This window comes from Affinundibacterium nitidum (genome assembly GCF_014284155.1).
Taxonomy (GTDB): Bacteria; Pseudomonadota; Gammaproteobacteria; order Burkholderiales; family Burkholderiaceae_D; genus Undibacterium; species Undibacterium nitidum.
In genome coordinates this window covers 1-25,480 of sequence record NZ_JACOFZ010000007.1, presented here as the reverse complement: position 1 = coordinate 25,480, position 25,480 = coordinate 1, and the positions used below count along the sequence as shown (strand labels likewise).

Here is a 25,480-nt window from a genome sequence, read left to right as displayed (position 1 = left end):
GAAATTCATGTTCGCTGATTCGCATCTCGCTCCTTATGCTGCACAGTCTGCACGGTCTAAGGGGCGGCGTTTTCACGAACCCGCTCCCGCTTCTCGATCTGAGTTTCAACGTGACCGCGATCGTATCATTCACAGTACGGCATTTCGACGACTCGAATATAAAACACAAGTCTTCGTCAATCACGAGGGGGATTTATTTCGTACGCGACTCACTCACAGCATTGAAGTGGCGCAGATCGCACGCTCCATCGCTCGAAATCTGCGTTTGAATGAAGACTTAGTTGAAGCAATCTCTTTAGCACATGACCTTGGCCATACGCCATTTGGCCATGCTGGCCAAGATGCGCTTAACGCCTGCATGAAAGACTATGGTGGCTTCGAGCACAATCTACAAAGCTTGCGTGTGGTTGATGCCTTAGAAGAACGCTATGCCGCCTTTGAAGGATTGAATTTAAGCTTTGAATCGCGTGAAGGCATACTCAAACACTGTTCGCTCAATAATGCAAAAAACTTAGGTGACTTAGGTGAACGGTTTCTTTTGAAACGCCAGCCAAGCTTGGAAGCACAATTAACCAATCTTGCTGATGAAATCGCCTACAACAATCACGACATCGATGATGGATTGCGCTCGGGTTTGCTGACGGAAACGCAGATGATGGAGGTCGATTTTTTCGCGCGCTTTAGACATGAGGTGGAGGCCGTCTACCCAGGCATTAGTGGTCGCCGTGCGATATCGGAGACCATAAGGCGTATGATCAATGCACTGATTTCAGACTTAATTCATACCTCCGAGGCACGCATTTTGGAACTCGCGCCGACCTCAATTGAGGACGTCCGCAATATGCCTGCGATGATTTCTTTTTCTGATGCAATGTACAAGGATGCGAAGTTGTTGAAGCAATTCCTATTTCAGCATTTGTATCGTCACTATCAAGTGAATCGTATGAGCAATAAGGCGAAAAATACGGTTCGTGATTTATTTAATTTGATGATGGACGAGCCAGGATTGCTACCGCCAGATTATCAAGTGACCGCGCAGTATAGTGGTGGCGATGATGAGAGTAGAGAAGTAAGGCAAGCGCGTCGTATCGCTGATTATATTGCCGGTATGACTGATAGGTATGCGATGCGTGAGCATCGTCGATTATTCCAGATCGAAGAAGTGTAAGCGTGGCTCTGACCCACATTCAAAATAAACGATGAAAGTATCTATGCAAAAATTATGTTGGCAAATGGCAGCGATATTCGCTTTAAGCTTAAATTTAAGTACTGCGCAAGCTGTTGATTTATCTCAGTTGAGTAATCAAGATGCGAATGCCGGCTTGAAAGCGGCACTCGAACAAGGTGCGAATGCGGCTTTAGGGAAACTCGGTATTCAAGATGGCTTCTTGGCAAACGAAAAAGTCAAAATTCAATTGCCGTCGATCTTGGAAAAAGCCAAACCTTTGTTGAAGTTAAGTGGGCAAAGCAAACAACTTGATGAGCTCGTGTTGTCGATGAATCGCGCTGCGGAGTCGGCAGTGCCAATGGCGAAACCTTTGCTCCTTGATGCAGTAAAGTCGATGACGGTGACGGATGCTAAGAATATCCTGAATGGCGGTGAAACCTCAGTAACTCAATTTTTTAGAGAAAAAACATCGACGCCATTGAACACCAAATTTCTACCCTTGGTGAAGGGGGTAACCGATAAAGCGGGTTTGTCAGCAAAGTACAATGCGGTAATGGGCAAGGCCAAGAAATTAGGTGCGATTCCTGAACAAGAAGCGACCGTGGAAGGCTACGTAACTGGGCGCGCTGTCGATGCTTTGTACTTCATGATAGGTGAAGAAGAAAAAGCAATACGCAAAGATCCAATTGGTACTGGTAGCAAAATTATTGGTAAGGTTTTTGGTTTGCTTAAGTAGGTCGTCAACTAAACCAAAAAAAGGGAGCTTTTTGCTCCCTTTTTTTTGGTTCAAACGTTTGATCTAAGGTAAGTGCGCTAATGGGTGCGCATAGTCAGGCCACACTGGTGCGAAGAAACTACTTACCATCACTTCTGTCACTTCAGCAATCGACGCAGGAGACCATTTCGGCAAATTGTCTTTATCGACGACTAAAGCGCGAACACCTTCGAGCACCTCGCCGTGTTTAAAGCAATGACGGACCATCGTGCGCTCTATACGCAAGCATTCAGCCACAGATTTCTGCGCGCACAGACGTAATTGTTCCAAGGTCACAGCCATCAGTAACGGCGAGCGTTTCGCCATAATCGCAACAGTATCGGTAGCAAATGTTGAAGTATCTTGCGCTAAGGATTCACAAATACGGTGTAATTGATTGCCTTGAAAATGCTGGTCAATTGCGGCGCGTTGCGAGGCAAGTTTTGAACTTGCTGGGTCGATTTGGGCTGTAAATTGTTGGGCAAAATCACGAATCGCGACACGCACATCCGCTTCCGACGTGGTCGATAGTAAGGACATCAAATTGTCGAGTTCGGATGTCGGGATAAACACGTCAGCGAGATTCGCATAGATCGCATCTGCTGCGCTGATCACTTCACCAGTTAATCCGAGGTAGGTACCAATTTCTCCTGGCGTGTGATTTAAGAAGTAACCACCTCCAACATCGGGGAAAAGCCCGATGTTCACCTCGGGCATGGCCATCTTTGTACGTTCAGTGACGATACGTAGACGGCTCGCAACACCAGATTGCGCAATGCCCATACCACCCCCCATGACTACGCCATTCATTAAGGCGATGTAGGGCTTGGGGTAAAAGTGGATGAGGTGATTAAGTGCATACTCTTCAGAAAAAAAATCTTCGAGCAATGCGCTATCTTGCATTGGCGTTTTGGTGCCAACGTCATAGAAGAATCGGATATCGCCGCCAGCGCAAAATGCTTTTTCACTACTGCTATAAATGAACACCGCGCGGACGTTAGGGTTATTGTGCCATGCACGTAAGGTTGCAGTGAGACTACGAACCATCTCCAATGAGAGTGAGTTGAGTGCCTTAGGGCGGTCGAGTGTAATGAAGCCAATACCATTTTTGATATCGGTGAGAACAAAGTTATCCATGGTGTTTTTTAATGAATTGCGATGGTCACTATTGTAACCTGTTGGCTTTAGACGATCTTTGATAAACAGATAAGACTGTCACAAGAAATAGAAAAGTAAAGTAGGCGATTGAGGGAAAAAAGGGCAAAAAAATGCCCCCTAAATAAGGGGGCTTAGCATTACCTGAATGCGTTGTTAGATCATCTTATACCGACGCTGGGTCTGGCATGTGTTTAATCGCATCGTGTTGATGGTCTTGAATCTTGTCCTTATGTTTGATGACTTGACGATCGAGTTTGTCGATCAGTGCGTCGATAGCTGCATACAGATCATGTGCCAGACTTTCGACGTGAATATCTTTGCCGCTCAGATGTAAATTGATATCGGCTTTGTGACGTTTGTCCTTTTCTCGGAGCTTATCAACCGTCAGAATGACGGCGATATCAATGACTTGATCGAAGTGTCGTCTTACCCGCTCTAACTTGCCTTGTACATATTCACGAATTGCAGGAGTTACTTCGACGTGGTGTCCACTGATGGTGAGATTCATACTGCGCTCCTATGGTGATATTGCTTTTATTTGCTAACTAGTAAAACCCATTACAACAATCGCTCATTGGTACAACTTGGTTTTGAGCTAAATCATATATAACGTTAGAAAGCAATAAATCAAGAACTGGTTTATAAAGATTTTCGCAGACTGACGGGGGGAATTTTCAGAGCCTCGCGATACTTAGCGACAGTACGCCGAGCGATGACCATGCCTTGTTCTCCCAATATGTCGGCGATCTTGCTATCCGAGAGAGGTTTCTTCTGGTCTTCTTCTCCTATTAATTGTTTGATCAGAGCCCGTATCGCCGTGGAGGATGCTTCTCCTCCTGCGTCAGTGGCGACATGACTACCGAAAAAGTACTTCAACTCAAACATGCCATGCGGTGTGAGCATGTATTTTTGAGTCGTTACGCGAGAAATAGTGCTCTCGTGTAATCCCAGTGTATCAGCTATTTCGCGTAAAACAAGGGGTCTCATTGCAACAGCACCATGCGTGAAAAAATTGTATTGTCTTTCGACTATGGCTTGTGCAACGCGCAAAATCGTATCGAAACGTTGGCGCATGTTTTTGATCAGCCAACGTGCTTCCTGCAGCTGTGGGCTCAAGCTAGCATCGCCACGTTGTTGCTTCATTAAGTTCGCGTAGAGTTGATTGACGCGAAGGCGCGGCATCACATCACGATTAAGCATCACCTGCCATTCGTCACCAATTTTTTTGACTACGACATCGGGCACCACATAGTCCGATTTACCTTCGGAAAAGGCCAAGCCGGGCTTGGGATTACATTGCCGAATAACCGTTTGTGCGTCGCGTAAATCTTCGTCGTCGCATTGCAACAATTTACGCAATTTTGTGAAGTCGCGTTGTGCAAATAGCGGTAGATAAGTCTCAACAATTTGTAGCGCTAAACGTCGTGTGACAAAGGCAACTTTAGGTAGCCGCTTGATTTGAATCGCAAGACATTCGGCGGTATCGCGGGCACCAACGCCCTCAGGCTCGAAGCTTTGCACCATGTTCAAGGCGAACTGCAGTTCTTCCATCTCTACACAAAGATCAATGGGCAAACTTCCATGAATCTCTTCGAGCGCTTCGCACAAATAGCCGTTGTCGTCGATCGCATCGATAATGAGTTCAATTAAGGCGCGATCGCGACCTTCACGAACGGTGAGGCGCATTTGCTCCAATAGGTAGTCGCGCAACGACATCTGTGCAGCTTCAAGTTGCGGGCGTCCATCTTCTTCATCATTCGACTTAGAGCCGCTACTGGGACCTTCTTCGAAGCTCCAATCTTCATCTGCGCTTGGTGTATGTTCAACCTCTGCATTGGCTTCGCCGCTTTCGGCTTTGGGGCTAGCTTCTTCAGAGTCTTGGCTTGATTTTTCCGGTACGGCGAACTCAGATTCAGTTTGCTGTGTCGCGTTATTGATTGTTCCATCAGCGAGCAGACGCACTGCACTATCGAGCGCATCGTCGACGCGCTCAAGTAAAGGATTTTCAATCAGTAGCGTTTCCAGTTCCTGATGCAACTCTAGCGTGGACAATTGCAGTAGTCGTATCGACTGCTGCAATTGCGGGGTCAATGCTAGATGTTGCGAGGTGCGGAGTTGTAAGCTTTGCTTCATGCTGAGGCTGGTCCAATTTGGAAACGCTTACATGCGGAAATGTTCACCCAAATACACACGTCTGACAGTCTCATTCGTAATGATTTCGTCAGGGCGCCCACTGGCGAGCACGGAGCCTTGATTAATGATATAGGCATGATCACAAATGCCCAGAGTCTCCCGTACATTATGGTCGGTAATTAAGACGCCAATATCACGTTCTTTGAGGAAGCGAACAATTCGTTGAATCTCAATCACAGCGATTGGATCAACGCCAGCAAATGGTTCGTCTAGTAAAACAAAGCGCGGATTGGTCGCAAGTGCACGCGCAATCTCAACTCGTCGACGTTCACCTCCCGATAGCGCTCGCGCAGGACTTTCGCGCAAACCGTCAATTTGTAGTTCGCTTAGTAGCGTGTTGAGGCGTTGGTCAATGTCCGCTTTGCTTAAGGCTCTTCCGTCTGAATCGACTTGTAGTTCTAAGACTGCTCGTACATTGTCTTCAACTGATAGCTTTCGAAACACGGAAGCTTCTTGCGGCAGGTAAGATAAACCTAAACGAGCCCGTTGATGGATAGGCAGACGAGAAATATCGGTACCGTCAATATCAATCTTTCCAGCATCGGAGGGCACCAAACCAACGATCATGTAAAACGAGGTCGTTTTACCTGCACCGTTAGGGCCTAGCAGTCCGACCACTTCACCACTCTTTACTTCAAGTGAAACGTCGCGCACAACTTGGCGCATGCCGTAGCGTTTTTGCAGACCTTGAATTTCTAATGTGCTTGTCATATTGCGAATTTTCGTAGTAAGCAAATTATTTATGGTTTATTGGGTTTGGGTTCGGTCTTAGCTTTGACACCTTCAAGGGTGAGCGTTACCCGACCACCGTTTTGTGAGCTCTTACCGCTGGTTTGGTTTGCCATGTTGAAGAAGTCATTTGGGCTATCGTAGGAAAAGAATTCACCTTCCAGTTTGCGCGTTTCTTTTTGTTGATCCAAGAAGCGAATGACAGCATTGCCATGGAAGGAGACGACTTCGCTTGCCTTGTTATACTCAACCCGTTGTGCTGTTCCCTCTATCCATAAGTCGCTACCACCATCTCTTTTTTGGCGAAAGAAAACAGGGTTGGCGCTAGTTCCCGTAAACACGGTGCTACCGCCACCTTCAGGGTGATCTTTGCTTACTGCGATGGTGATGTCAGTTCCTTTTTCGCCGCGAATGTAGAGCGTGCCACGGGTAAGTTCGATTTTATCGAAGGTAATAATGTTCTTGATTGCGTCATAGCCACCAGCAATTCCTGATACTTTTGTTTCTTTAAATTTGTCGGCCTTTTCTGCTTTCGCTGGCGCTACGATAATCGTTCCACCAATAGCGAGCGAGAACAATACGATTAAATACTTGGGCATGGGTCTTATCCTTAATTGGGATTTCAGAGTCGCACAATACAATGGCAACTTAATTCTTTCTATTCTTTATGCTTACGCGTAACTGATGCAAAAATTTTACAGTTTGATCGGTGTTGTTTGCTTCCATTCCGGTGGCAGTAATGTGCGCGTTGGGTGTAGTCATGGCGATGGCTGCATCCGTTTTCATGCGCTCGGTATCGGGATAGAGCACGAGCTTCGTTGTTTCTAATTTCACAGGTACGCCAACTTTGCTCGGCGCACGTTCAACACTCACGTTATCATATAGCTCGATTTGATCTTCGATCGGGCCACCAGATTTCTCTTGAATTTTCTGCTTTACCACCGCGCGGTCGGCACGGATATTCATGGGTGTTTTTTCTTGATCAACACCAATAATGCGAGGCTGGGCGATTTCAAATTCGTCTTCTTGAGGAAAGTGAGTAAGTTTCTCTCCCGTGACGCGATAATTTGTATTGCCACTTTGTGAGAGGCGAACAAAATTAAAATGTTCAACAAAATAATCGGGCTCGGTTCTAATGCGGCTACTACTTGCTTGCTCTTCGCTATTACGACGCATTACTTCATACACCCAAAAAGAGCCGAGCATGACCAGGCCAAGCAGACCTACCATGAGCCAGACTCGAATGCGATCAGCGGTCATCAGTGGGGTCTTCCAAGAAAGGGGCGATTGCCGACAAATATTTGTCTTGTGCTCGCAAGATGAAATCGCAAATTTCACGAGCTGCGCCACGGCCACCACCAGCTTGTGTGATGTAATCTACACGGGACCTCACTTCAGCATGACCATTTGGAACGCTCGCAGCAAAACCGGCACGCAATAAAATTGGGAGATCAATGACATCATCACCAATGAAGCCACATTCATCGTGGGGTATTCCTAGCTCTTCTGTGAGTTGTAGGAAGGCTGATTTTTTGTCGTGAATGCCTTGAAGTATGTGTTGGATGCCAAGATCGGTGCCACGCTTGCTGACGATGGCCGACTTACGCGCACTGATGATCGCGGTAGCGATTCCTGCATTTTGCAATAACTTAATACCTTGGCCATCCAAAACATTGAAGGTTTTCATGACCTCGCCGTCAGCATTAAAGTGCAAACTGCCATCGGTCAAAATACCATCGACGTCGAAAATCATCAGCCGTACACGTGCGGCTTTAGCTTTTGCTTGTTCGATCGACGCTGTCATTAAATCACCTTGGCGCGAGTAAGATCATGAATATGTAAGGCGCCTACGAGTTTGCCTTCTTCATCTGCAACCAGTAATTGGTTAATGCGATGTGTTTCCATCACTTCCACGGCTTCTACAGCGAGTTGTTCGGGGCGGACGGTGCGAGGTTGTTTGCCCATTACTTCGCCAATCGATAGTTCGCTGAAATTCAATTGCTTCTCCATCAGACGGCGTAGATCGCCATCGGTGAAGACACCAAGAATTCGTTGTTCAGCATCGACGACGGCAGTCATCGCCATGCCTTTTTGTGTGATTTCTAATAGCGCGGAAGTGAGCTTGGTGTCTGCTTTAACTTGGGGAATAGCATTCCCACTGCGCATGATGTCTTTGACGTGCGTGAGCAAGCGGCGACCTAAGGCGCCACCAGGATGAGAGCGGGCAAAGTCTTCTTCTTTGAATCCACGAGCGTCAAGAACTGCCACAGCGAGCGCGTCACCGAGCGCCAAAGTCACTGTAGTACTTGCTGTTGGCGCTAAATTCAGAGGACAGGCCTCTTTCTCAACGTGCACGCTCAAATGAATATCGGCAAGTTTGGCCAAAGTCGACTGTGGGCTGCCCGTCATGGCGATCAATTTCACGCCTAGACGTTTAACGATAGGTAAAATCGCGATAAGTTCACCGGCTTCACCCGAGTAAGAAATGGCAATTAAGACGTCTTCTGGCGTCACCATCCCTAGGTCACCGTGGGCAGCCTCGGCTGGATGGACGAAAAATGAGGGCGTACCGGTTGACGCGAATGTCGCAGCCATCTTCCTAGCGATGTGACCGGACTTGCCAATACCAGAAACGACAACTCTCCCGCTACAGCTCAAAATGAAGCTCATCGCAGAAGTGAATGCCTGCGCGTCGCTGCCATTTAGCCTTTGCTTGAGGCTGAGTATGGCGTCAGCTTCGATTTGCAAAGTATCTGTCGCGAGTTGCATGGCATGCTTCGCGTTGGCCTCGTCCAATTCGACAGGGGAAGGGGAGTGAATGTTTAATGTTCTCATGCCCAAAGTATAAACTAAATACGGCAAAGCAAGAACCCTGCCAGAAAATTCTCGCGTCGAGGAAAAGCGAAAACTACATGAAGATTCTATATGCTCAATGGGCGGAATGAGAATTTTGCGACACTTTTGTGCCGTTTATCGGAAGGAAATTTACTTTGCCTTGTCAATTTGAAAATCATACCTGATACTCAACGAGCCGACGCTCTCGTGTCTGTGCGGTTTTTAATTATTTTTGTGAAAGTAGCTTTTATGAATCCATATTCCGTTGACCCAAATCAATCGTACTCCGCGCCACCCTCAGACATGATTTCTGGAAACGATGGCACACAATTTAATCCTCAAGGTAACCAGCTCGGTGCGGGAAGTGCTACTAACTGGTTTAGTGTAGGCTTTGGTTCGTTTAAAGCTGCGCCCGGCGTCTGGATTGGCATGGCGTTAATTCACTTTGTAATTGCTATTGTTCTCGGCGTGATTCCGCTTGGGTCTCTCGCCTCTTATATTTTGATGCCAGTGTTTACTGCTGGCTTCATGATGGCTTGCCAAGCACAATTTGAAGGCAAGCCTATCGGTGTAGACATGATGTTTGCCGGCTTTAAAGAGAAATTCGGTTCCCTGGCTTTATTAGGCTTGTTCTGGCTAATCGGTATCTTCTTGATCGCGGCTGTAATCGGCATTGTTGTGGCCATTACTATCGGCGGTGCTGTCGCGACAAGTGCGTTAAGCGGTGGAAATGTCGCTTCTGCTCTCTTTGGCCTCGGCTTTGGTACGATTTTGCTGCTGTTCATTGTGGCGATAATTGCATTCATTCCAGTTGCGATGGCAATTTCTTTTGCTCCGGCCTTGGTGGTTTTCCATAACGTCGAGCCGTTTGAAGCGCTGAAACTGAGCTTGAAAGCAAGTTTGAAAAACTGGGGAGCATTTTTCCTCTATGTGATTTTGACGATCATTTTGGGTGTATTGGCGACCCTACCAATTTTCTTGGGATGGTTAATTTTGTGGCCAACCATGATTGGCGCGATGTACGGTGCCTATCGTGAAATTTTCTTGGTGCCTGCAAATACGACAGCATCAATGTAATTATCAAAAACAAGTCTTAACGGCAAAGCGCGTAGTCCTGCGCGTTTTGCCTTATTTAAGATCCAGTCTACAGCAAGAAAAAATCCAACAATTCCGCAAAAATTGCAGTGGCTTCATCACTGCACCAGTCTTTATCGGTAATAATAGAGCACATGACCGCTCTCGATACCACTCTCCTTCTTCTTAGTTCCGCCGTGCTTGGCGTGGTCGCTTTCCGTATGCTGAATTTGCCGCCTATGCTTGGCTATCTTGGCGTTGGGATTTTAATTGGCCCACACGCATTAGGCTGGGCACAGGAGAGTGCAGCGACTCATCAACTGGCCGAGTTTGGTGTGGTGTTTTTGATGTTTTCAATTGGTCTTGAATTTTCTTTGACCAAATTGATCTCGATGCGTCGCGCAGTATTTGGATTAGGTCTGGCTCAGGTCGTGATGACCATCGTGCTAGCCATGATCGGCGCTACCGTTGCAGCGATGTGCTTACCTCAATACTTTGAGATGAGTTGGAAAGCGGCATTTGCATTAGGTGGGGCTTTGTCGATGTCATCTACGGCCATCGTTTCGAAAATGCTTACTGAAAAGTTAGAGCTTGAGAGTCCGCATGGCCGCCAAATTATTAGTGTGCTGTTGTTTCAAGATTTGGCAGTGGTGCCGCTATTGATTTTGGTGCCAGCGTTGGCGACGGACTCTGAAAACCTTAGTATGACCTTGACATTGGCCAGCGCGAAAGCCTCTGTGGTTTTGTTTCTACTGTTCTTCGTGGGTAAACGCGTTGTGCGAAGCTGGTTCACGATTGTCGTGAAACGCCGATCTCAAGAGCTGTTCATGCTCAATCTTCTGTTGTTCACCTTAGGCGCAGCTTGGCTAACCGAGAAGGCAGGGTTGTCCCTTGCTTTGGGAGCCTTCGTTGCCGGGATGCTGATCTCCGAAACTGAATACAAGCATCAAGTGGAAGAAGATATTAAATCCTTCCGTGACGTATTGTTAGGGTTGTTTTTTGTGACTGTCGGTATGCTGCTCAATTTGAGCCTGGTGTTGGAATACGGTTGGTTAATCTTGCTGTTGTTGGCTGGCCCGGTATTGATGAAGTTTGGATTGATCTTCGCGCTAGCACGTTTATTCAAAGCCCCAACAAGCGTGGCATTGCGCACCGGCCTCGGATTAGCGCAAGCTGGTGAATTCGGCTTCGTCTTATTGAATCAAGCTGGTGGCTTAAATTTAATTGATCCTTTGCTGTTGCAATTGATTTTGGCGTCGATGGTCGTTTCTATGTTGATTTCGCCTTTCATCCTCGCCAAATCAGATTGGATCGTGAAAAAGCTTTCCGCGAATGAATGGATGATGCAATCCTTGGCGCTGACTCAAATCGCCGCGCGTACCATGAAGACCAAAAAGCACGTCATCATCGCTGGCTTTGGGCGTAGCGGGCAGAGTTTGGCACGCTTACTTAGTGACGAAAAAATCGATTACCACGCACTTGATCTCGACCCAGATCGCATTAGCGAAGCACAAATTGCTGGTGCTAACGTTTCATATGGTGATGCTGGCCGCCGCGAAAGTTTGATGGCAGCAGGTATTAATCGAGCGGCCGCATTAGTAATTACTTATACCAATACTGCCTCGGCATTGAAGATTTTGCATTTGGTGCACGAGCTTAATCCTAGTTTGCCAGTGGTTGTGCGAAGTCATGACGACACCGATCTGGAAAAATTGCGAGCAGCCGGTGCAACAGAAGTCGTACCCGATTTGATGGAAGGCAGCTTGATGTTGGCATCCCATGCCTTAGTTTTGCTGGGCGTGCCATTACGACGCGTGGTGCATACGGTGCAGATGGCGCGTGATGCACGCTATGAATCTTTGCGAGGATTTTTTCACGGTGCGAGTGATGCCGCTGACGATGCTGAAAGCATGCAATTGCGTTTGCATACCGTCGTTTTGAAAGAGCGTAGTAAGCACATCGGACGGGCGATTTCCGAACTTGGTTTAGCCGAAACGGGTGTCGATATTACTGCAGTGCGACGAGGTAAGCAGCGCCTCGATGCAACTCCAGAATTGCAATTGGAAGGCGCCGATGTGATCGTTTTGCGCGGGACCGCAGAGGGCGTCACACGTGCAGAGCAAAAACTGAACAAATAAACACGAGCGCTCACTCGATATCGTTCAAGAGCGCAAAATTTTAGTTCCAACAGGAAGCATATGATCGACTCCAAAGAATACATTAAGCAACATGTACGTACCGTGCCGGATTGGCCGCAGGCAGGAATACAATTTCGTGACATCACGCCTCTATTGCAAGATCCAAAGGTGTTCCGCGCTCTGATTGATATCTTTTTAGCCCGTTATGCGAATGCGAATCTCAATTACGTCGCCGGCCTCGATGCGCGCGGTTTTATTCTCGGTTCGGTCATCGCGTATGAATTGAATCTCGGCTTTGTCCCGATTCGCAAGAAAGGTAAGTTGCCCTTTCATACAATCTCAGAGGAATACGATTTGGAATACGGTAGTGCCACAGTCGAGGTCCATACCGACGCTTGCAAGCAGGGTGATCGTGTCTTGTTGGTCGACGATTTGATAGCGACCGGCGGCACTATGCTAGCGGGAAAAAAGCTATTAGAACGTCTCGGTGCGGAAGTCATAGAAGCAGCGGTGATTGTGGATTTGCCGGAGCTTGGCGGCTCGAAACTGATCGAGCAAAGTGGCTTGAAAGTATTCACGGTATGCGATTTTGACGGCCATTAAGCGATGTTTTTGAGTTAAGTTTTCACCTCTTTTGATTTCAAATTGGCAATGAAATGAGTAGCCAATCAAGTTAGGCCGTTTCGCGAACGGCCTTTTTTGCGTTATACTTCGGGCTCTCCAAGGAGCGCTGCGACAGATGTCACGAAAGTCAATTTAATCGAGTTGGCTAGTAGGCGATCATTCTGCCAGGCTTGGATTCCGCGAGTAGGCTGATTATTCAACTAGTAATCGTCACACTCTACGCAACTGCGCTCACGTTACTTTTTTCTTGATTAATCTTAGAAAGGAGGGCGTGAGAACGCCGCCATCATGACTACACAAACTACACCAAACTTAGCACAAGACTTCGTCGTTGCTGACTTGAGCCTGGCCGATTGGGGCCGCAAAGAAATTCAAATTGCTGAGACTGAAATGCCAGGCTTAATGGCAATTCGTGAGGAATTCGCTGCAAGCCAACCTTTGAAGGGCGCACGCATCACTGGTTCTTTACACATGACGATTCAAACCGCCGTGTTGATTGAAACTCTGAATGCACTCGGCGCAGAAGTGCGCTGGGCTTCATGCAATATCTATTCAACTCAAGACCACGCTGCTGCGGCGATTGCAGCAGGCGGTACACCAGTGTTCGCATTCAAAGGCGAAAACCTCGATGAATACTGGGAATTCACACACCGTATTTTCGATTGGAAAGACGGCGGTTACTCCAACATGATTTTGGATGACGGCGGTGATGCGACTTTGTTGCTGCATTTGGGCACACGCGCAGAAACCGATATTTCTGTGTTGAATAACCCAGGTTCCGAAGAAGAAATCTGCTTGTTCAATTCGATCAAAAAGCACTTAGCGGTTGACGCAACTTGGTATTCCAAACGTTTGGCTGCGATTAAAGGCGTAACAGAAGAAACAACGACTGGCGTGCATCGTTTGTATCAAATGCATAAAGACGGTAAGTTGGCCTTCCCAGCGATTAATGTTAATGACTCCGTGACGAAATCGAAATTCGACAATCTCTATGGTTGCCGCGAATCTTTGGTGGATGGTGTTAAGCGTGCGACTGACGTCATGATCGCTGGTAAAGTGGCGGTGATTGCTGGTTACGGTGATGTAGGTAAGGGCTCCGCACAGGCGATGCGTGCTTTATCCGCACAAGTGTGGGTAACAGAAATTGATCCTATTTGCGCATTGCAAGCAGCAATGGAAGGCTATCGCGTAGTGACCATGGATTACGCTTGTGAACATGGTGATATCTTCGTGACGACAACAGGCAATTACCATGTTATCACGCACGAACATATGTTGAAGATGAAGGATCAAGCGATCGTTTGTAACATCGGTCACTTCGATAATGAGATCGACGTTGCCTCACTCAAGCAATACAAGTGGGACAATATCAAACCACAAGTAGATCATGTGATCTTCCCATCTGGCCGTCGTATTATTTTGTTAGCCGAAGGTCGTTTGGTTAACTTGGGCTGCGGTACTGGTCACCCTTCGTATGTGATGAGCTCTTCATTCGCGAATCAAACCATCGCGCAAATCGAATTGTTCTGCAACACTGACAAGTATCCAGTCGGTGTGTACACATTGCCTAAACATCTCGACGAAAAAGTAGCGCGTCTGCAATTGAAAAAACTCAATGCTCAATTAACTGAGTTGACAGCGGAACAAGCTAATTACATCGGCGTGAAAAAAGAAGGTCCATACAAACCAGAACACTATCGTTATTAATTTAAGACCGACGCAAAACAAACGCTGGCGTTGATGTATTGGCATTGTCGTACCAATGTATTGGCTACGCCCCTCACGTTGCTAGCGCAATTTTGCGATGGTCTTATTTTGATGTGAACTGACCGAATCATTGAATTTGATTCGATGATTTGGTCAAGATAGTTTGTATTCAAATCTCATGGAGGCGCCATGCGTCTGCTGGCTACTTGGTTGATCAATGCAATCGCGTTATTGGCCTTACCTTATTTGCTCAGCTCGATTACCATCGATAGTTTTGTTACGGCATTACTAGTCGCAGTGGTACTCGGTTTTGTGAATACGGTGATCCGACCTATCCTCTTGATCTTGACTTTGCCGGTGACGTTGGTCAGTCTTGGTCTGTTTATTTTTGTGATCAACGGCCTAATGTTTTGGGCGGTTGCAAGCCTTATTGATGGCTTTCATGTTGGCGGTTTTTGGTCGGCCACATTTGGCGCAATTTTATACAGCATCACTTCATGGGCGCTCTCCACTTTATTGTTGAACAACGATGAAAACACATAATTTTAGTATTGAATTTTTCCCGCCAAAGACGGAAGACGGTACGCAAAAATTACGTGCCACACGCGCCAAATTGGCCGAACTGGACCCGAAGTATTTCTCAGTGACTTTTGGTGCTGGCGGCACCACCCAACAAGGCACTTTGGATACCGTGGTTGAGATCCGCAAAGAAGGCTTTGATGCAGCTCCGCATCTATCCTGTGTCGGTGGCAGTAAAGATTCGATTCGTCAGATTCTGAAAACCTATCAAGAACACGATATTCGTCGCTTAGTCGCGCTGCGCGGCGATTTGCCGAGTGGTTATGGCATGGGCGGTGAATTCCGTTACGCAAACGAGTTGGTCGAGTTTATTCGCGCCGAAACCGGTGATTGGTTTCATATCGAAGTAGCGGCATACCCAGAAATGCACCCACAAGCCAAGTCTCCACAAGACGACTTGAATAACTTTGTGCGCAAAGTGAAGGCAGGTGCCAACGCGGCGATCACCCAGTATTTTTACAATGCAGATGCCTATTTTCAGTTCGTTGAGAATGCGCACAAGGCTGGAGTTGATGTGCCTATCGTAGCGGGTGTTATGCCGATCACGAATAGTAGCCAGTTGATGCGCTTCTCCGAAATGTGTGGCGCTGAAATTCCTCGTTGGGTACGTCTGAAATTGGCGAGCTTCGGTGACGATAGCGCGTCGATCAAAGCCTTTGGTCTTGATGTTGTGACGCAAATGTGCGAACGCTTGTTGGCAGGTGGCGCCCCGGGTTTGCATTTCTATTCTCTGAATCAAGCAGCGGCGACCACAGAAATCTGGAAACGCTTGTTGGCGTAATTGCGGTACTTTTGTGCCCAATGAAAACGGAGGCTCGTCCTCCGTTTTTTTGTTTACGTCGCTAATGATCTCTTCTAGACTGTAATACTTTATTCTTAAAGTGAACGCATATGAGGCAGCATCAATCGAAATACAAGCGGGTGTGGTTACTTATTGCCGTTGGTGTTTTCATTGTGCTTCTCGTTATATTGTCCCTTTGGCAGATCAGAGGCGTGGAGCTTGATGGAGGCTCCCAAGCGGCTGTGCAGAAAACGAATGTTTCGACCCTACCTGTTGTAGTTGAACAAAGAGCCCAATCATCAGTGCAAGTGCATGGTTCCAACACAGAAGCCACCAACGAAGCTAGATCGAAATCGACGCAAGCCAAATTCAATAATGCGGATGAACTCTGCAAAGATTTTGCAGCGAAGTCTTCACCGAAATGGACTGAAGATCAGTTTGCCGAGGCCTTGCGTGATCATGTTCAAGGCGGCGATCCTGCGCTTGAGGAATGGTTACGCTCGGTCACCAATACAGGCACGGCAAGACAGAAGGGCGCGGCCTTGTCGTTACTCATTGCGTCTATCGACAGAGCTACGCGTAAAGAGGTTTATTCACGCACACCGAATTGCGACCAACTGAAAGAATGTTCTGCTTCATTGGAGGCTGTTGTTGGACAGAAAACAAGCCCCTACGCGTACGCTTTGGTGAATACGGCGATCTACCTGCCAGACCCAGCTTTGTACGGGATGGCACATAATATTTGTAAGCAGTCTAGCCTCAGTAGCGATACGATCTGTGAGCGAGTTGGTTCATTGCAATGGATGCAGTTAGATCCGGATAATGGCGCGGCAGCCCTCTATGCCTTGGGTGAATTGAAATTAGCGCCATCAGATCAAGATCAAACTGCTTTTGAGAATGCACTCTATCGCTTCGGACAAGCAAAGAAATTTGATGTGTATTTTGACGTAGGGCGTGAGTTGCCTAACCTACCTTCATCACTTGATGATTATCGAGGGCGTACCGAACTAGACTCTTTACGAGCTTACTTTGGGGATATTTCCCCGCTACCACCTCACAGAAATATCATCCGAGCATGTAGTGGAGATTATTTGAAGAATGCAAATCGTCGATCGCTTTGTGAGAAAGTCGCAAATCAATATTTGCGTGAGAATGCCTTCCTTATTGACCGTGGCATTTTTTTGAAACTAGCGGCAAACTTAAATTGGGATAAATCGAGCTTGCAAAAATATGCTGATGAAGTGGATGAGGTGCATGGGTATTATCGGGCCAAGAGCGAGCAACAGAAACGGCAGTATCAGGATGCCTCAGGTCGATTAGCAGCCTGCCACCGCGCCCTCAAGTGGAATGCGGACATTAGCTTATATGCGGCAAAGGGGGAATTTAAGCAGCTTCAGCAAGATGCCAAAGAGTTTGGAATGTCGCGAGACGAAATGATTAATATTGGTCGACGATCGCGAGTTTCGCGATAATGGAGCAATGTGTTCCAGACTGATTCATTGCTTGCGCAAGAAATCTCAGATTCTAGTCATGGGTTTGTTGCACTTTCGATGACTTGCATATTTCATAAGGCGAATTCCTTTAACCGAGAGTGAAACCGAATGAGTCAGACAGTTTTTTCTAAATTACGTTTGCTAATTGTTGTCCTAATCATCACTGCGCTCTCGTCTCTCGGCTGGTACCATTTTGGTGAAGACGATGCGAATGCCTCACTGCAGAATCAAGCGCGGATAGATGTGCGAAAACATAGTCAAGTGCAGCACTCCAAGTCTGAACTGGTCAACTTAGTGGCCATCACTAGCGGTACTACGTCAGAAACGACGACCCAAGCCAAGCAAAGGTTTATGGGTGAGGATGAGTTATGCAAAGGCTTTTCTCACGGCCGGTGGGGGAAACTAGATGCGGCAGGATACTCTGATCAAATCTTAAATTATTTGCAGACCTCAGATCATTCGGTGGAAGAATGGTTACGATCTGTCGCTACTACAGGGACGCCAAGGCAGAGAGCTGCTGCGGTGTCATTGCTGTTGACAGTAAGGGCAAAAACAGCTGTAACTCAAGCACAGCATTTGAACTCAAAGTGTGATGATGATCCCCAGTGTTCCGAAAACCTTAGAGTTGCAATGCGCGAAAGGACCAGTGCCGATCAAGCGACGCTCATTAATCTTGCGGTCTATACTTCTGATCCCATGCTGTACGGGATGGCTTATAACACTTGCTTAAGTGGAGCGCTCGTAGGAGCGAGTTTGTGTACCAGACTCGACGCGGCGCAATGGATGCAACGTGATCCCGACAATGGTGCAGCTGCGCGCTATGCCCTGGCAGCCATGAAGGTGCCTGGACCAGGTGAAGATGCGACGGCCTTTGAAAATGCTTTGTATCGACTTAGTTTGGCGAAGAGATTTGATTATTACTTTGATGTCGCCACTGCACTGCCAGCACTTCCTCCTAGTCTCGATGATTACCAACATCGAACCGAATTGGCGGCATGGGCCTATGAGCATTTGATGATACTGCCGATACCACCAACGAAGCATATCTCGGCTGCTTGTAATGAAGAGGCGGTCAAGAAGCCACATCGGCGATCGATCTGCATTTCAATAGCAAACCAACTTTTGCGTGATGACGCTAGCATGTTTGATCGAGCACTTTTTTTGAAGTTGTCTTCGCCTTTAGAATGGGATCGAGAAGCGCTTCAGAAAATAACGGACGAATTTGATTTGGTGCGGGCCTACTTTCGCGAGATAATGCGTAGAGAGGCGCAGAAACTGCAGCAAGGCTCGGGGCTAGAGTCAGCCTGCCATATGAGCTTGAATCATATGAACAAGATCTTGAGTAATCTTAAAAAAGGTGAATTTTCGACCTACCGAGATGAGACAAAGACTTTTGATATCTCACGAGATGAACTGATCAAGATCGGGCGCGGCATGCGCCAGCCAAAGCAGTAACAACATAGAACGCCGGCTTGTGACGTAGTGGTTCAATCTTTGAATGACATATGGAGGAAGATCGACTTCCTCCATCGCACTTCAAGAAAAAATTTTCTGTAATTCGACGCCCGGGTCATCAGCCCGCATAAAAGCTTCTCCCACGAGGAAGCTATGCACGTTGGCTGCACGCATCGCCACAACATCTTCGCGTGTGAAAATTCCCGATTCCGTAATGATGAGCCTGTCGTTCGGAATGCGCGGCAAGAGGCCTAACGTAGTATCAAGGCTCACTTCAAAAGTGCGTAAATTGCGATTGTTGATGCCGACTAAATTCGTTTTCAATTTCAGTGCGGCTTCTAGTTCTTCACCATTGTGCACTTCGACCAAAACATCCATCCCAAGTTCATGCGCACAAGCTTCCAGTTCTGCCATAAGTCCGTGATCAAGTGCGGCGACGATTAGGAGAATACAGTCAGCGCCCCAATGCCGTGCTTGATACACTTGGTAAGGGTCGATCATGAAATCCTTCCGTAATACCGGTAAGGAACAGGCGGCACGCGCTTGTTTCAAATAATCGGGAGCGCCTTGGAAAAACTTTTCGTCCGTGAGCACCGATAAACAGGCAGCGCCGTGTTCGGCATAGCTCATAGCGATTTCTGATGGCACGAAATGTTCGCGAATAACGCCTTTAGACGGAGACGCTTTCTTAATTTCTGCGATGACCGCGGCCTGCTGTGCCGCGATCTTTTGTCGTAAGCTCGTTTCGAATCCACGAATACTCTGGTGTACCTCACGGTTACTCTCGACATCGCTTCGTAGGCTTGCATAGCCTTGCTGCTTTTTGGCCAGTGCGACTTCTTCACTCTTTACTTCAATGATTTTGTTCAATATGTCTGACATAAGTATTCCTGATCAAAAACGCGTTCGCGCTTTAGCTTTAACGTTTCACTTTCCGAGCTGATGGGTCACTTCAATCAATTGATCTAATTTCGCTTTGGCCGCGCCTGATGCAATCGCAGCTTGGGCTTTCTTGACGCCATCAGCGATCGAATCAGCAATGCCCGCACCATACAAAGCGGTGCCAGCGTTCAAACTTACGATATCGGTTGCTGGACCCGCAACGTTGTTGAGCACATCTAGGATGCGCGCTTTGGATTCTTCTGCGCCGGAGACTTTGAGGCTGCGGTTGGAAACCATTTGCAGACCGAAATCTTCTGGATGGATATCGTATTCACGGATCTCACCATTGACGAGCTCGCCGACCATGGTCGGTGCACCGAGTGAGACTTCATCCATATTGTCACGACCCCAGACTACAATCGCATGCTGAGCGCCCAAGCGCTGCAAGACGCGGACTTGAATACCGACCAGGTCAGGGTGGAATACACCCATCAAGATATTGGGGGCACCAGCTGGATTGGTGAGTGGCCCGAGAATGTTGAAGATCGTACGAACGCCAAGTTCGCGACGCACAGGAGCTGCATGCTTCATCGCGGCATGATGGTTAGGCGCAAACATAAAACCAATATTGGTTTGTGCGATCGATTGGGCGATCTGCTCGGGTTGTAGATTGATGTTGACGCCTAAAGATTCCAAGACATCGGCACTACCCGACGATGAAGAAACACTACGGCCTCCATGTTTAGCGACACGTGCACCGGCAGCGGCCGTTACAAACATTGAAGCTGTGGAGATATTGAACGTATGAGCACCATCGCCACCCGTACCAACGATGTCGATCAAGTTCTTCGTATTTGCCATCGGCACTTTGGTTGAAAATTCACGCATCACTTGCGCTGCTGCTGTGATTTCGCCAATGCTTTCTTTCTTGACGCGCAGACCCATAGTTAGGGCTGCAATCATGATTGGTGACATTTCCCCGCCCATGATTTTGCGGAATAAATGCAACATCTCGTCATGGAAAATTTCGCGATGTTCGATTAAACGGGTGAGCGCTTCTTGCTGAGAGATAGTCATCTTATTTTCCGATCAAAAAATTTTTCAATAGGGCGTGGCCATGTTCTGACAAAATCGATTCAGGATGGAATTGCACACCTTGCAAATCGAACTCTTTGTGCCTTACACCCATAATCTCGCCATCTTCAGTCCACGCGGTCACTTCCAAACAATCGGGAAGGCTAGAACGTTCAATCGCCAATGAGTGATAACGAGTAACGATGTAAGGACTTGGCAAATCGCTAAACACACCAACGCCCGTATGCGCGATCGGTGAGGTCTTGCCATGCATGACTTCTTTAGCACGGATTACTTTTCCACCAAAAGCTTCTGCAATACTTTGATGGCCTAGGCAGACGCCGAGAATCGGAATTTTCCCGGTAAATTTTTTGAGTACTGGAACGGAGATGCCAGCTTCGAGCGGCGTACAAGGTCCAGGAGAGATGCAAATGCGATCAGGCTTCATCGCCTCTATCTCTTCAATCGTAATTTCATCGTTACGATAGGTTCGAACTTCTTCTCCAAGCTCGGCGAAATATTGCACGAGGTTGTAAGTAAAGGAATCGTAGTTGTCGATCATGAGTAGCATTTAAATTTCTCCGTCCAATCCATCTTGCACCTGTTCTGCTGCACGCAACATCGCGCGCGCTTTATTCTCAGTTTCTTGCCATTCCATTTCGGGAATAGAATCAGCAACGACGCCTGCTGCAGCTTGTACGTACAGCATGCCGTCTTTCAACACGCCTGTGCGAATAGCAATCGCTAAATCCATCTCTCCACCAAACGAAAGATAGCCACAGGCACCACCATAAATACCGCGTTTAACTGGTTCTAGCTCATCAATCAGTTCCATTGCTCGCACTTTAGGCGCACCGGAAAGCGTGCCAGCAGGGAAGGTGGCTTTGAGAACATCGAGGTTAGACATATTCGGCTTTAATAGGCCTTCAACGTTCGAGACGATGTGCTGCACGTGTGAGTACTTTTCAATCACCATTTTTTCGGTGAGCTTGACGCTACCCGTTTGCGCGATACGGCCGATATCGTTGCGAGCTAGGTCGATCAACATTACGTGTTCGGCGATTTCTTTTGGATCTGCCAGCAATTCTACTGCGAGTTCCTCATCTCGTTCCGGTGTCGCTCCACGTGGTCGTGTTCCGGCGAGCGGACGGATGGTGACTTTCTTATTGCCATCACTGAGTTGTTCGTTACGAACTAAAATCTCAGGCGATGCGCCAATCACGTGCATGTCACCGAAATTGTAAAAGTACATGTAGGGTGACGGATTGATGGATCGCAGCGCGCGGTATAAGGAGAGCGGTGAGTCGACATAAGGTTTTTTGATGCGTTGCCCCACTTGGACCTGCATTAAATCGCCAGCCATAATGTACTCTTTTGCTTTGAGTACGGCCTTTAAATAATCTTCCTTGGCGAAATCGCGAATGGCTTCGGTTCTCACCGAAGCAGAAGTGATTGGTACATCGACGCTACGACGAAGCATGGCGCGCAAATCTTTCAGGCGCTGACGGGCTTTGCTCCACGCTTCTGCTTGCGTCGGGTCGGCATACACGATGAGATAGAGTTTGCCAGAAACGTTATCGATGACCGCAAGTTCTTCGGTCAGGAGTAGTTGAATATCGGGTAAACCTAAATCATCTTTGGGCGCTGTTTTCTCTAGTCGCTTTTCCACATAACGTACGGCGTCATAGCCAAAATATCCAGCGAGGCCACCACAGAAGCGCGGCAGACCAGGGCGCAAAGCGACGCGGAAACGCGATTGGTATTCAGCGATGAAATCGAGCGGGTTTCCATCAAAGCTTTCAATGGTTTCTCCATTCTTAATGACTTCGGTGTGGAAACCGTAAGAGCGTACGACTGTTGACGCGGGTAAGCCGATAAAGGAGTAACGTCCAAATCGTTCGCCGCCTTTGACGGACTCGAGTAGAAAACTATGTTTCCCGCCGTTGCTGGCTTGTGCCAATTTGAGATATAGGGTTAATGGAGTTTCCAGATCAGCGAAAGCTTCGGCAATCATCGGAATGCGGTTATGGCCTTGTGCGGCGAGTGATTTAAATTCAAGTTCAGTCATGATATCGATCGGACGTTAGATTTGCTGAATCTTGTTGCTCAAGCTAAACGCAAGATAGAGGTCGAGATAGTCGACGTAGCTAGCGCCAGAGTTTGAAAGACAACATCAAAACAGCAGGCAAAACTTTATGCGAAAACTACAGAAACTTGTCAAAGATGACGAGAGATGAAAAAACGTCGTTGGCGCGGATCAGGGTTTGGATAAAACTCAGACACACAGACGAAAGCGCCCACGCTGGTCAGTTAGATTGCCAGCGTCGCCATAGCCAGGCCTCAAAAGTGCCTGGAATTGTTGATGGACGTTTCTTATCGAGGAACATTCTATTTGTGATAGAAGCTTGATGAAATTAGTTAATATTTTTGCTGACTAAAATTTGTGCAACAGCCAACAATGTCTCGACTATACCATCACTTTCGATAGTTTGTACAGCCTCTCCGTGGTTGTAGCCGTAGGGCACGATCACCACAGGGCAGCCTGCGGCTCTGGCTGCGGCGGCATCATTGGAGGAGTCTCCGATTGCCAATACTTGGTGTGGTTCTAGCCCAAGTCCTTTGCAGGCCTCTAGCATGGGCATGGGGTCGGGTTTCTTTCGCGCAAACGAATCGCCGCCGTAGACCAAGTCAAAAAAGCCGCTTAGGCCCTTTTTTGCAAGAAGTGGAGTGGTGAAGTTCATTGGCTTGTTGGTGACGCAAGCGAGCTTGAGTCCTTGCGCTTTGAATGCATGCAAGCCTTCCATTACTTCAGGATAAAGAGTGCTGTAGTCGCCATTGATTGCCAGATAATGCTTTTCGTAGCTTGCCATGGCAGCTTCAAAGTGTTGTTCAACTTTGGCGGGCTCGAAATCCACCGATAGCACACGTTGAACCAAGTTGGCTGAGCCTTTCCCCACAAAATGGGTGATGGTCTTAATGTCTAACCCAGGAAGGGACAACTCCGCTCGCATGCGATTGATAGCGATCAAGAAATCAGGCCCTGTGTCCAGCATGGTGCCGTCGAGGTCGATGATGAGGGCGCGAATATCTGCGAAATTACTCATGAAGTCTGACTGAGGGTGATGAAATCAAAGGCCTGAATCTACATACTTAGGGTAGGGCGAATGTTGGGAATTCGCCCTACACAGAGCTTGCTTTATGGTCGAAAGCTTTGAGACTTAAGCGACTTGGGCTAATTCCAGGCGCATTGCGTCAATCACCGCTTTATAGTCGGGCTTGCCGAAAATGGCAGAGCCTGCAACGAAAGTATCCGCACCCGCAGCAGCGATTTCGCGAATATTGTCGATTTTTACGCCACCGTCTACTTCGAGCAAAATATCGCGACCTGATTCGTTAATCATCTTGCGCACGGCTGCAATTTTCTTCAGAGTGTGTGGGATGAAGGACTGTCCACCGAAACCTGGATTGACAGACATCAAAAGAATAATGTCGAGTTTATCCATCACGTGTTCGAGTACATGCAGAGGGGTCGCGGGATTCAATACCAAGCCAGCTTTGCAACCATGATCGCGAATTAATTGCAAGCTGCGATCGATGTGTTCTGATCCTTCTGGGTGAAAAGTGATGATGTTGGCGCCTGCTTTGGCGAAGTCGGGAATAATACGATCAACAGGTTTCACCATCAGATGAACGTCGATAGGAACTTGCACATGCGGGCGAATTGCTTCACATACCAATGGGCCTATCGTCAAATTCGGCACATAGTGATTGTCCATGACGTCAAAGTGAATAATGTCTGCGCCCGCCGCAACAACGTTACGGACTTCCTCACCAAGTCTGGCGAAGTCGGCAGAAAGAATACTCGGAGCGATGCGGTAGGTGGTCATGGTCTTTAATGATTGAAAGTTGAAGAACAGGCATGATAGCCAGCAAAGTCAGTATTTTACCGGAATTGAGCGAAAAGCCCCGCCTCTTCAGGGCGGGGATGGATAGCTAGGAAGGCGAAGCCCTCCAAAGGCGGTAGTTGCAGAAGTGAATTAACTGTATATAATCACAGTATGCAGAGACTCCAAGCCTTCAAATATGAACTAATGCCAGGCAGCGAACAACAGCGTGATATGCGCCGTTTTGCAGGATCGTGCAGGTTCGTCTATAACAAGGCGCTGGCGATGCAAAAATCATTATACGAACAGGGTGCAACAAAACAGGGATATGCAGGCCTGTGTAAGAGTCTTCTAGGATGGAAGGCAGAGGCGACTTGGCTAGCAGAAACGCCATCTCAGGCATTGCAGCAAACATTGAAGGATTTGGAGCGAGCCTATAGCAATTTCTTCGCCAAACGTGCTGACTTCCCGCGCTTTAAGAAAAAAGGGATGGGGGACAGCTTCCGTTATCCTCAAGGATGCAAATTAGATCAGCCCAACAGCCGTATATTCCTGCCTAAGCTCGGGTGGATTCGTTACCGCAATAGTCGTGATGTGTTGGGTGAAGTGAGAAATGTCACTGTCAGCTATTCTAGTGGAAAATGGTTCGTTTCGATCCAGACGCAGCGAGAAGTTGAACAACCATTACCCGCTGCGACAAGCGCCATCGGGATCGATGTCGGGATTGTACGATTTGCCACCATGAGTGATGGCAGCTTCGTCGCACCGCTCAACAGTTTCAAGAAGCACCAGCAGCGCCTTGCACGTTATCAGCGACGCATGAGCCACAAGGCAAAATGTAACGTAAAACTAAAGAGGACAACATTCAGTAGCAACTGGAAAAAGGCGAAGTTGAAAGTCCAGCAGATTCACAATACCATCGCCAATGCTCGGAAAGATTTCCTGCATAAGA

Annotated in this window: 24 protein-coding genes, 1 pseudogene and 1 riboswitch; of the genes and pseudogenes, 11 read left to right on the top strand and 14 right to left on the bottom strand. The window is 47.6% G+C overall.

From position 1 onward, the window contains the following. Positions 1 to 7 precede the first annotated feature (7 nt). Together H8K36_RS15080 and H8K36_RS15075 are read left to right on the top strand one after the other, a co-directional pair. Positions 8 to 1,168 carry a deoxyguanosinetriphosphate triphosphohydrolase gene (locus tag H8K36_RS15080; RefSeq protein ID WP_186917441.1) on the top strand — a complete coding sequence of 387 codons (1,161 nt, stop codon included), beginning with the start codon at positions 8 to 10 and terminating at the stop codon, positions 1,166 to 1,168. Positions 1,169 to 1,211: 43 nt separating this feature from the next. Further along, on the top strand, positions 1,212 to 1,904 hold the full coding sequence (locus H8K36_RS15075) for a DUF4197 domain-containing protein (RefSeq protein WP_230404680.1): 693 nt from the start codon (positions 1,212 to 1,214) through the stop codon (positions 1,902 to 1,904). 63 nt (positions 1,905 to 1,967) lie between these two features. Here H8K36_RS15075 and H8K36_RS15070 read toward each other — a convergent pair whose 3' ends face one another. The 8 genes from H8K36_RS15070 to H8K36_RS15035 form a co-directional block, all read right to left on the bottom strand. Beyond that, positions 1,968 to 3,059, bottom strand: a complete 1,092-nt coding sequence (locus H8K36_RS15070; RefSeq protein ID WP_186917443.1) for an enoyl-CoA hydratase/isomerase family protein — start codon at positions 3,057 to 3,059, stop codon at positions 1,968 to 1,970. A 184-nt stretch (positions 3,060 to 3,243) separates the two neighbouring features. After that, positions 3,244 to 3,588 carry a ribosome hibernation-promoting factor, HPF/YfiA family gene (hpf, locus tag H8K36_RS15065; protein WP_186917444.1) on the bottom strand — a complete coding sequence of 115 codons (345 nt, stop codon included), beginning with the start codon at positions 3,586 to 3,588 and terminating at the stop codon, positions 3,244 to 3,246. Between the two features lie 131 nt (positions 3,589 to 3,719). Continuing rightward, positions 3,720 to 5,213: an RNA polymerase factor sigma-54 gene (locus H8K36_RS15060; RefSeq protein ID WP_186917445.1), complete on the bottom strand. Its 1,494-nt coding sequence runs from the start codon at positions 5,211 to 5,213 to the stop codon at positions 3,720 to 3,722. Positions 5,214 to 5,240: 27 nt separating this feature from the next. Beyond that, positions 5,241 to 5,984, bottom strand: coding sequence for an LPS export ABC transporter ATP-binding protein (gene lptB / locus H8K36_RS15055; RefSeq protein ID WP_186917446.1), 744 nt, complete (start codon positions 5,982 to 5,984; stop codon positions 5,241 to 5,243). 29 nt (positions 5,985 to 6,013) lie between these two features. Then, entirely contained in the window at positions 6,014 to 6,601 is a 588-nt protein-coding gene (locus tag H8K36_RS15050) for an LptA/OstA family protein (RefSeq protein WP_186917447.1), read from the bottom strand. 49 nt (positions 6,602 to 6,650) lie between these two features. Further along, positions 6,651 to 7,340, bottom strand: a complete 690-nt coding sequence (gene lptC / locus H8K36_RS15045) for an LPS export ABC transporter periplasmic protein LptC (RefSeq protein WP_186917448.1) — start codon at positions 7,338 to 7,340, stop codon at positions 6,651 to 6,653. Further along, a complete protein-coding gene (locus H8K36_RS15040; protein ID WP_186917449.1) occupies positions 7,252 to 7,806 on the bottom strand; it encodes a KdsC family phosphatase in 555 nt (184 codons plus the stop codon). The genes lptC and H8K36_RS15040 overlap by 89 nt, the downstream gene beginning before the upstream one ends. Further along, complete coding sequence (locus H8K36_RS15035) at positions 7,806 to 8,771, bottom strand: KpsF/GutQ family sugar-phosphate isomerase (protein WP_230404674.1); 966 nt, start codon at positions 8,769 to 8,771, stop codon at positions 7,806 to 7,808. The genes H8K36_RS15040 and H8K36_RS15035 overlap by 1 nt, the downstream gene beginning before the upstream one ends. Positions 8,772 to 9,086: 315 nt before the next feature. Here H8K36_RS15035 and H8K36_RS15030 point away from each other — a divergent pair, with 315 nt between their 5' ends. The 8 genes and pseudogenes from H8K36_RS15030 (at position 9,087) to H8K36_RS14995 (ending at position 18,688) form a co-directional block, all read left to right on the top strand. Then, on the top strand, positions 9,087 to 9,914 hold the full coding sequence (locus tag H8K36_RS15030; RefSeq protein ID WP_186917451.1) for a BPSS1780 family membrane protein: 828 nt from the start codon (positions 9,087 to 9,089) through the stop codon (positions 9,912 to 9,914). 152 nt (positions 9,915 to 10,066) lie between these two features. Further along, on the top strand, positions 10,067 to 12,049 hold the full coding sequence (locus H8K36_RS15025) for a monovalent cation:proton antiporter family protein (RefSeq protein WP_186917452.1): 1,983 nt from the start codon (positions 10,067 to 10,069) through the stop codon (positions 12,047 to 12,049). After that, positions 12,050 to 12,652: pseudogene (locus H8K36_RS15020) on the top strand (adenine phosphoribosyltransferase); the annotation flags it as partial. A gap of 113 nt (positions 12,653 to 12,765) precedes the next feature. Continuing rightward, positions 12,766 to 12,913, top strand: a riboswitch (S-adenosyl-L-homocysteine riboswitch). A 48-nt stretch (positions 12,914 to 12,961) separates the two neighbouring features. Beyond that, entirely contained in the window at positions 12,962 to 14,380 is a 1,419-nt protein-coding gene (ahcY, locus tag H8K36_RS15015; protein ID WP_186917454.1) for an adenosylhomocysteinase, read from the top strand. Positions 14,381 to 14,569: 189 nt separating this feature from the next. Further along, positions 14,570 to 14,923, top strand: coding sequence for a phage holin family protein (locus tag H8K36_RS15010; protein ID WP_186917455.1), 354 nt, complete (start codon positions 14,570 to 14,572; stop codon positions 14,921 to 14,923). After that, positions 14,910 to 15,740 carry a methylenetetrahydrofolate reductase [NAD(P)H] gene (gene metF, locus H8K36_RS15005; protein ID WP_186917456.1) on the top strand — a complete coding sequence of 277 codons (831 nt, stop codon included), beginning with the start codon at positions 14,910 to 14,912 and terminating at the stop codon, positions 15,738 to 15,740. Before H8K36_RS15010 ends, metF begins: the two co-directional genes overlap by 14 nt. Positions 15,741 to 15,850: 110 nt before the next feature. Beyond that, entirely contained in the window at positions 15,851 to 17,212 is a 1,362-nt protein-coding gene (locus H8K36_RS15000) for a hypothetical protein (protein ID WP_186917457.1), read from the top strand. A 129-nt stretch (positions 17,213 to 17,341) separates the two neighbouring features. After that, a complete protein-coding gene (locus tag H8K36_RS14995) occupies positions 17,342 to 18,688 on the top strand; it encodes a hypothetical protein (protein WP_186917458.1) in 1,347 nt (448 codons plus the stop codon). 81 nt (positions 18,689 to 18,769) lie between these two features. Here the strand turns inward: H8K36_RS14995 and trpC are convergent, their stop codons facing one another. The 6 genes from trpC to rpe form a co-directional block, all read right to left on the bottom strand. Beyond that, the gene (trpC, locus tag H8K36_RS14990; RefSeq protein WP_186917459.1) at positions 18,770 to 19,570 is read right to left on the bottom strand and encodes an indole-3-glycerol phosphate synthase TrpC; all 801 of its coding nucleotides are present in this window, start codon (positions 19,568 to 19,570) and stop codon (positions 18,770 to 18,772) included. 45 nt (positions 19,571 to 19,615) lie between these two features. Beyond that, positions 19,616 to 20,647, bottom strand: coding sequence for an anthranilate phosphoribosyltransferase (gene trpD, locus H8K36_RS14985; RefSeq protein ID WP_186917460.1), 1,032 nt, complete (start codon positions 20,645 to 20,647; stop codon positions 19,616 to 19,618). A 1-nt stretch (position 20,648) separates the two neighbouring features. After that, on the bottom strand, positions 20,649 to 21,215 hold the full coding sequence (locus tag H8K36_RS14980) for an anthranilate synthase component II (protein WP_186917461.1): 567 nt from the start codon (positions 21,213 to 21,215) through the stop codon (positions 20,649 to 20,651). Further along, the gene (gene trpE / locus H8K36_RS14975; RefSeq protein WP_186917462.1) at positions 21,216 to 22,712 is read right to left on the bottom strand and encodes an anthranilate synthase component I; all 1,497 of its coding nucleotides are present in this window, start codon (positions 22,710 to 22,712) and stop codon (positions 21,216 to 21,218) included. 346 nt (positions 22,713 to 23,058) lie between these two features. After that, positions 23,059 to 23,748 carry a phosphoglycolate phosphatase gene (locus H8K36_RS14970; RefSeq protein WP_186917463.1) on the bottom strand — a complete coding sequence of 230 codons (690 nt, stop codon included), beginning with the start codon at positions 23,746 to 23,748 and terminating at the stop codon, positions 23,059 to 23,061. Positions 23,749 to 23,862: 114 nt separating this feature from the next. After that, positions 23,863 to 24,531, bottom strand: coding sequence for a ribulose-phosphate 3-epimerase (gene rpe / locus H8K36_RS14965; protein WP_186917464.1), 669 nt, complete (start codon positions 24,529 to 24,531; stop codon positions 23,863 to 23,865). A 171-nt stretch (positions 24,532 to 24,702) separates the two neighbouring features. Here rpe and H8K36_RS14960 point away from each other — a divergent pair. After that, the coding region (locus tag H8K36_RS14960) for an RNA-guided endonuclease InsQ/TnpB family protein (RefSeq protein ID WP_186920454.1) at positions 24,703 to 25,480 on the top strand (778 nt) is incomplete at its 3' end.

Coding starts and splice junctions, on each gene's coding strand:
- H8K36_RS15080 (WP_186917441.1), top strand. CDS start 8: ATGTTCGCTGATTCGCATCTCGCTCCTTATGCTGCACAGTCTGCACGG.
- H8K36_RS15075 (WP_230404680.1), top strand. CDS start 1,212: ATGCAAAAATTATGTTGGCAAATGGCAGCGATATTCGCTTTAAGCTTA.
- H8K36_RS15070 (WP_186917443.1), bottom strand. CDS start 3,059: ATGGATAACTTTGTTCTCACCGATATCAAAAATGGTATTGGCTTCATT.
- hpf (WP_186917444.1), bottom strand. CDS start 3,588: ATGAATCTCACCATCAGTGGACACCACGTCGAAGTAACTCCTGCAATT.
- H8K36_RS15060 (WP_186917445.1), bottom strand. CDS start 5,213: ATGAAGCAAAGCTTACAACTCCGCACCTCGCAACATCTAGCATTGACC.
- lptB (WP_186917446.1), bottom strand. CDS start 5,984: ATGACAAGCACATTAGAAATTCAAGGTCTGCAAAAACGCTACGGCATG.
- H8K36_RS15050 (WP_186917447.1), bottom strand. CDS start 6,601: ATGCCCAAGTATTTAATCGTATTGTTCTCGCTCGCTATTGGTGGAACG.
- H8K36_RS15040 (WP_186917449.1), bottom strand. CDS start 7,806: ATGACAGCGTCGATCGAACAAGCAAAAGCTAAAGCCGCACGTGTACGG.
- H8K36_RS15035 (WP_230404674.1), bottom strand. CDS start 8,771: ATGCAACTCGCGACAGATACTTTGCAAATCGAAGCTGACGCCATACTC.
- H8K36_RS15030 (WP_186917451.1), top strand. CDS start 9,087: ATGAATCCATATTCCGTTGACCCAAATCAATCGTACTCCGCGCCACCC.
- H8K36_RS15025 (WP_186917452.1), top strand. CDS start 10,067: ATGACCGCTCTCGATACCACTCTCCTTCTTCTTAGTTCCGCCGTGCTT.
- ahcY (WP_186917454.1), top strand. CDS start 12,962: ATGACTACACAAACTACACCAAACTTAGCACAAGACTTCGTCGTTGCT.
- H8K36_RS15010 (WP_186917455.1), top strand. CDS start 14,570: ATGCGTCTGCTGGCTACTTGGTTGATCAATGCAATCGCGTTATTGGCC.
- metF (WP_186917456.1), top strand. CDS start 14,910: ATGAAAACACATAATTTTAGTATTGAATTTTTCCCGCCAAAGACGGAA.
- H8K36_RS15000 (WP_186917457.1), top strand. CDS start 15,851: ATGAGGCAGCATCAATCGAAATACAAGCGGGTGTGGTTACTTATTGCC.
- H8K36_RS14995 (WP_186917458.1), top strand. CDS start 17,342: ATGAGTCAGACAGTTTTTTCTAAATTACGTTTGCTAATTGTTGTCCTA.
- trpC (WP_186917459.1), bottom strand. CDS start 19,570: ATGTCAGACATATTGAACAAAATCATTGAAGTAAAGAGTGAAGAAGTC.
- trpD (WP_186917460.1), bottom strand. CDS start 20,647: ATGACTATCTCTCAGCAAGAAGCGCTCACCCGTTTAATCGAACATCGC.
- H8K36_RS14980 (WP_186917461.1), bottom strand. CDS start 21,215: ATGCTACTCATGATCGACAACTACGATTCCTTTACTTACAACCTCGTG.
- trpE (WP_186917462.1), bottom strand. CDS start 22,712: ATGACTGAACTTGAATTTAAATCACTCGCCGCACAAGGCCATAACCGC.
- H8K36_RS14970 (WP_186917463.1), bottom strand. CDS start 23,748: ATGAGTAATTTCGCAGATATTCGCGCCCTCATCATCGACCTCGACGGC.
- rpe (WP_186917464.1), bottom strand. CDS start 24,531: ATGACCACCTACCGCATCGCTCCGAGTATTCTTTCTGCCGACTTCGCC.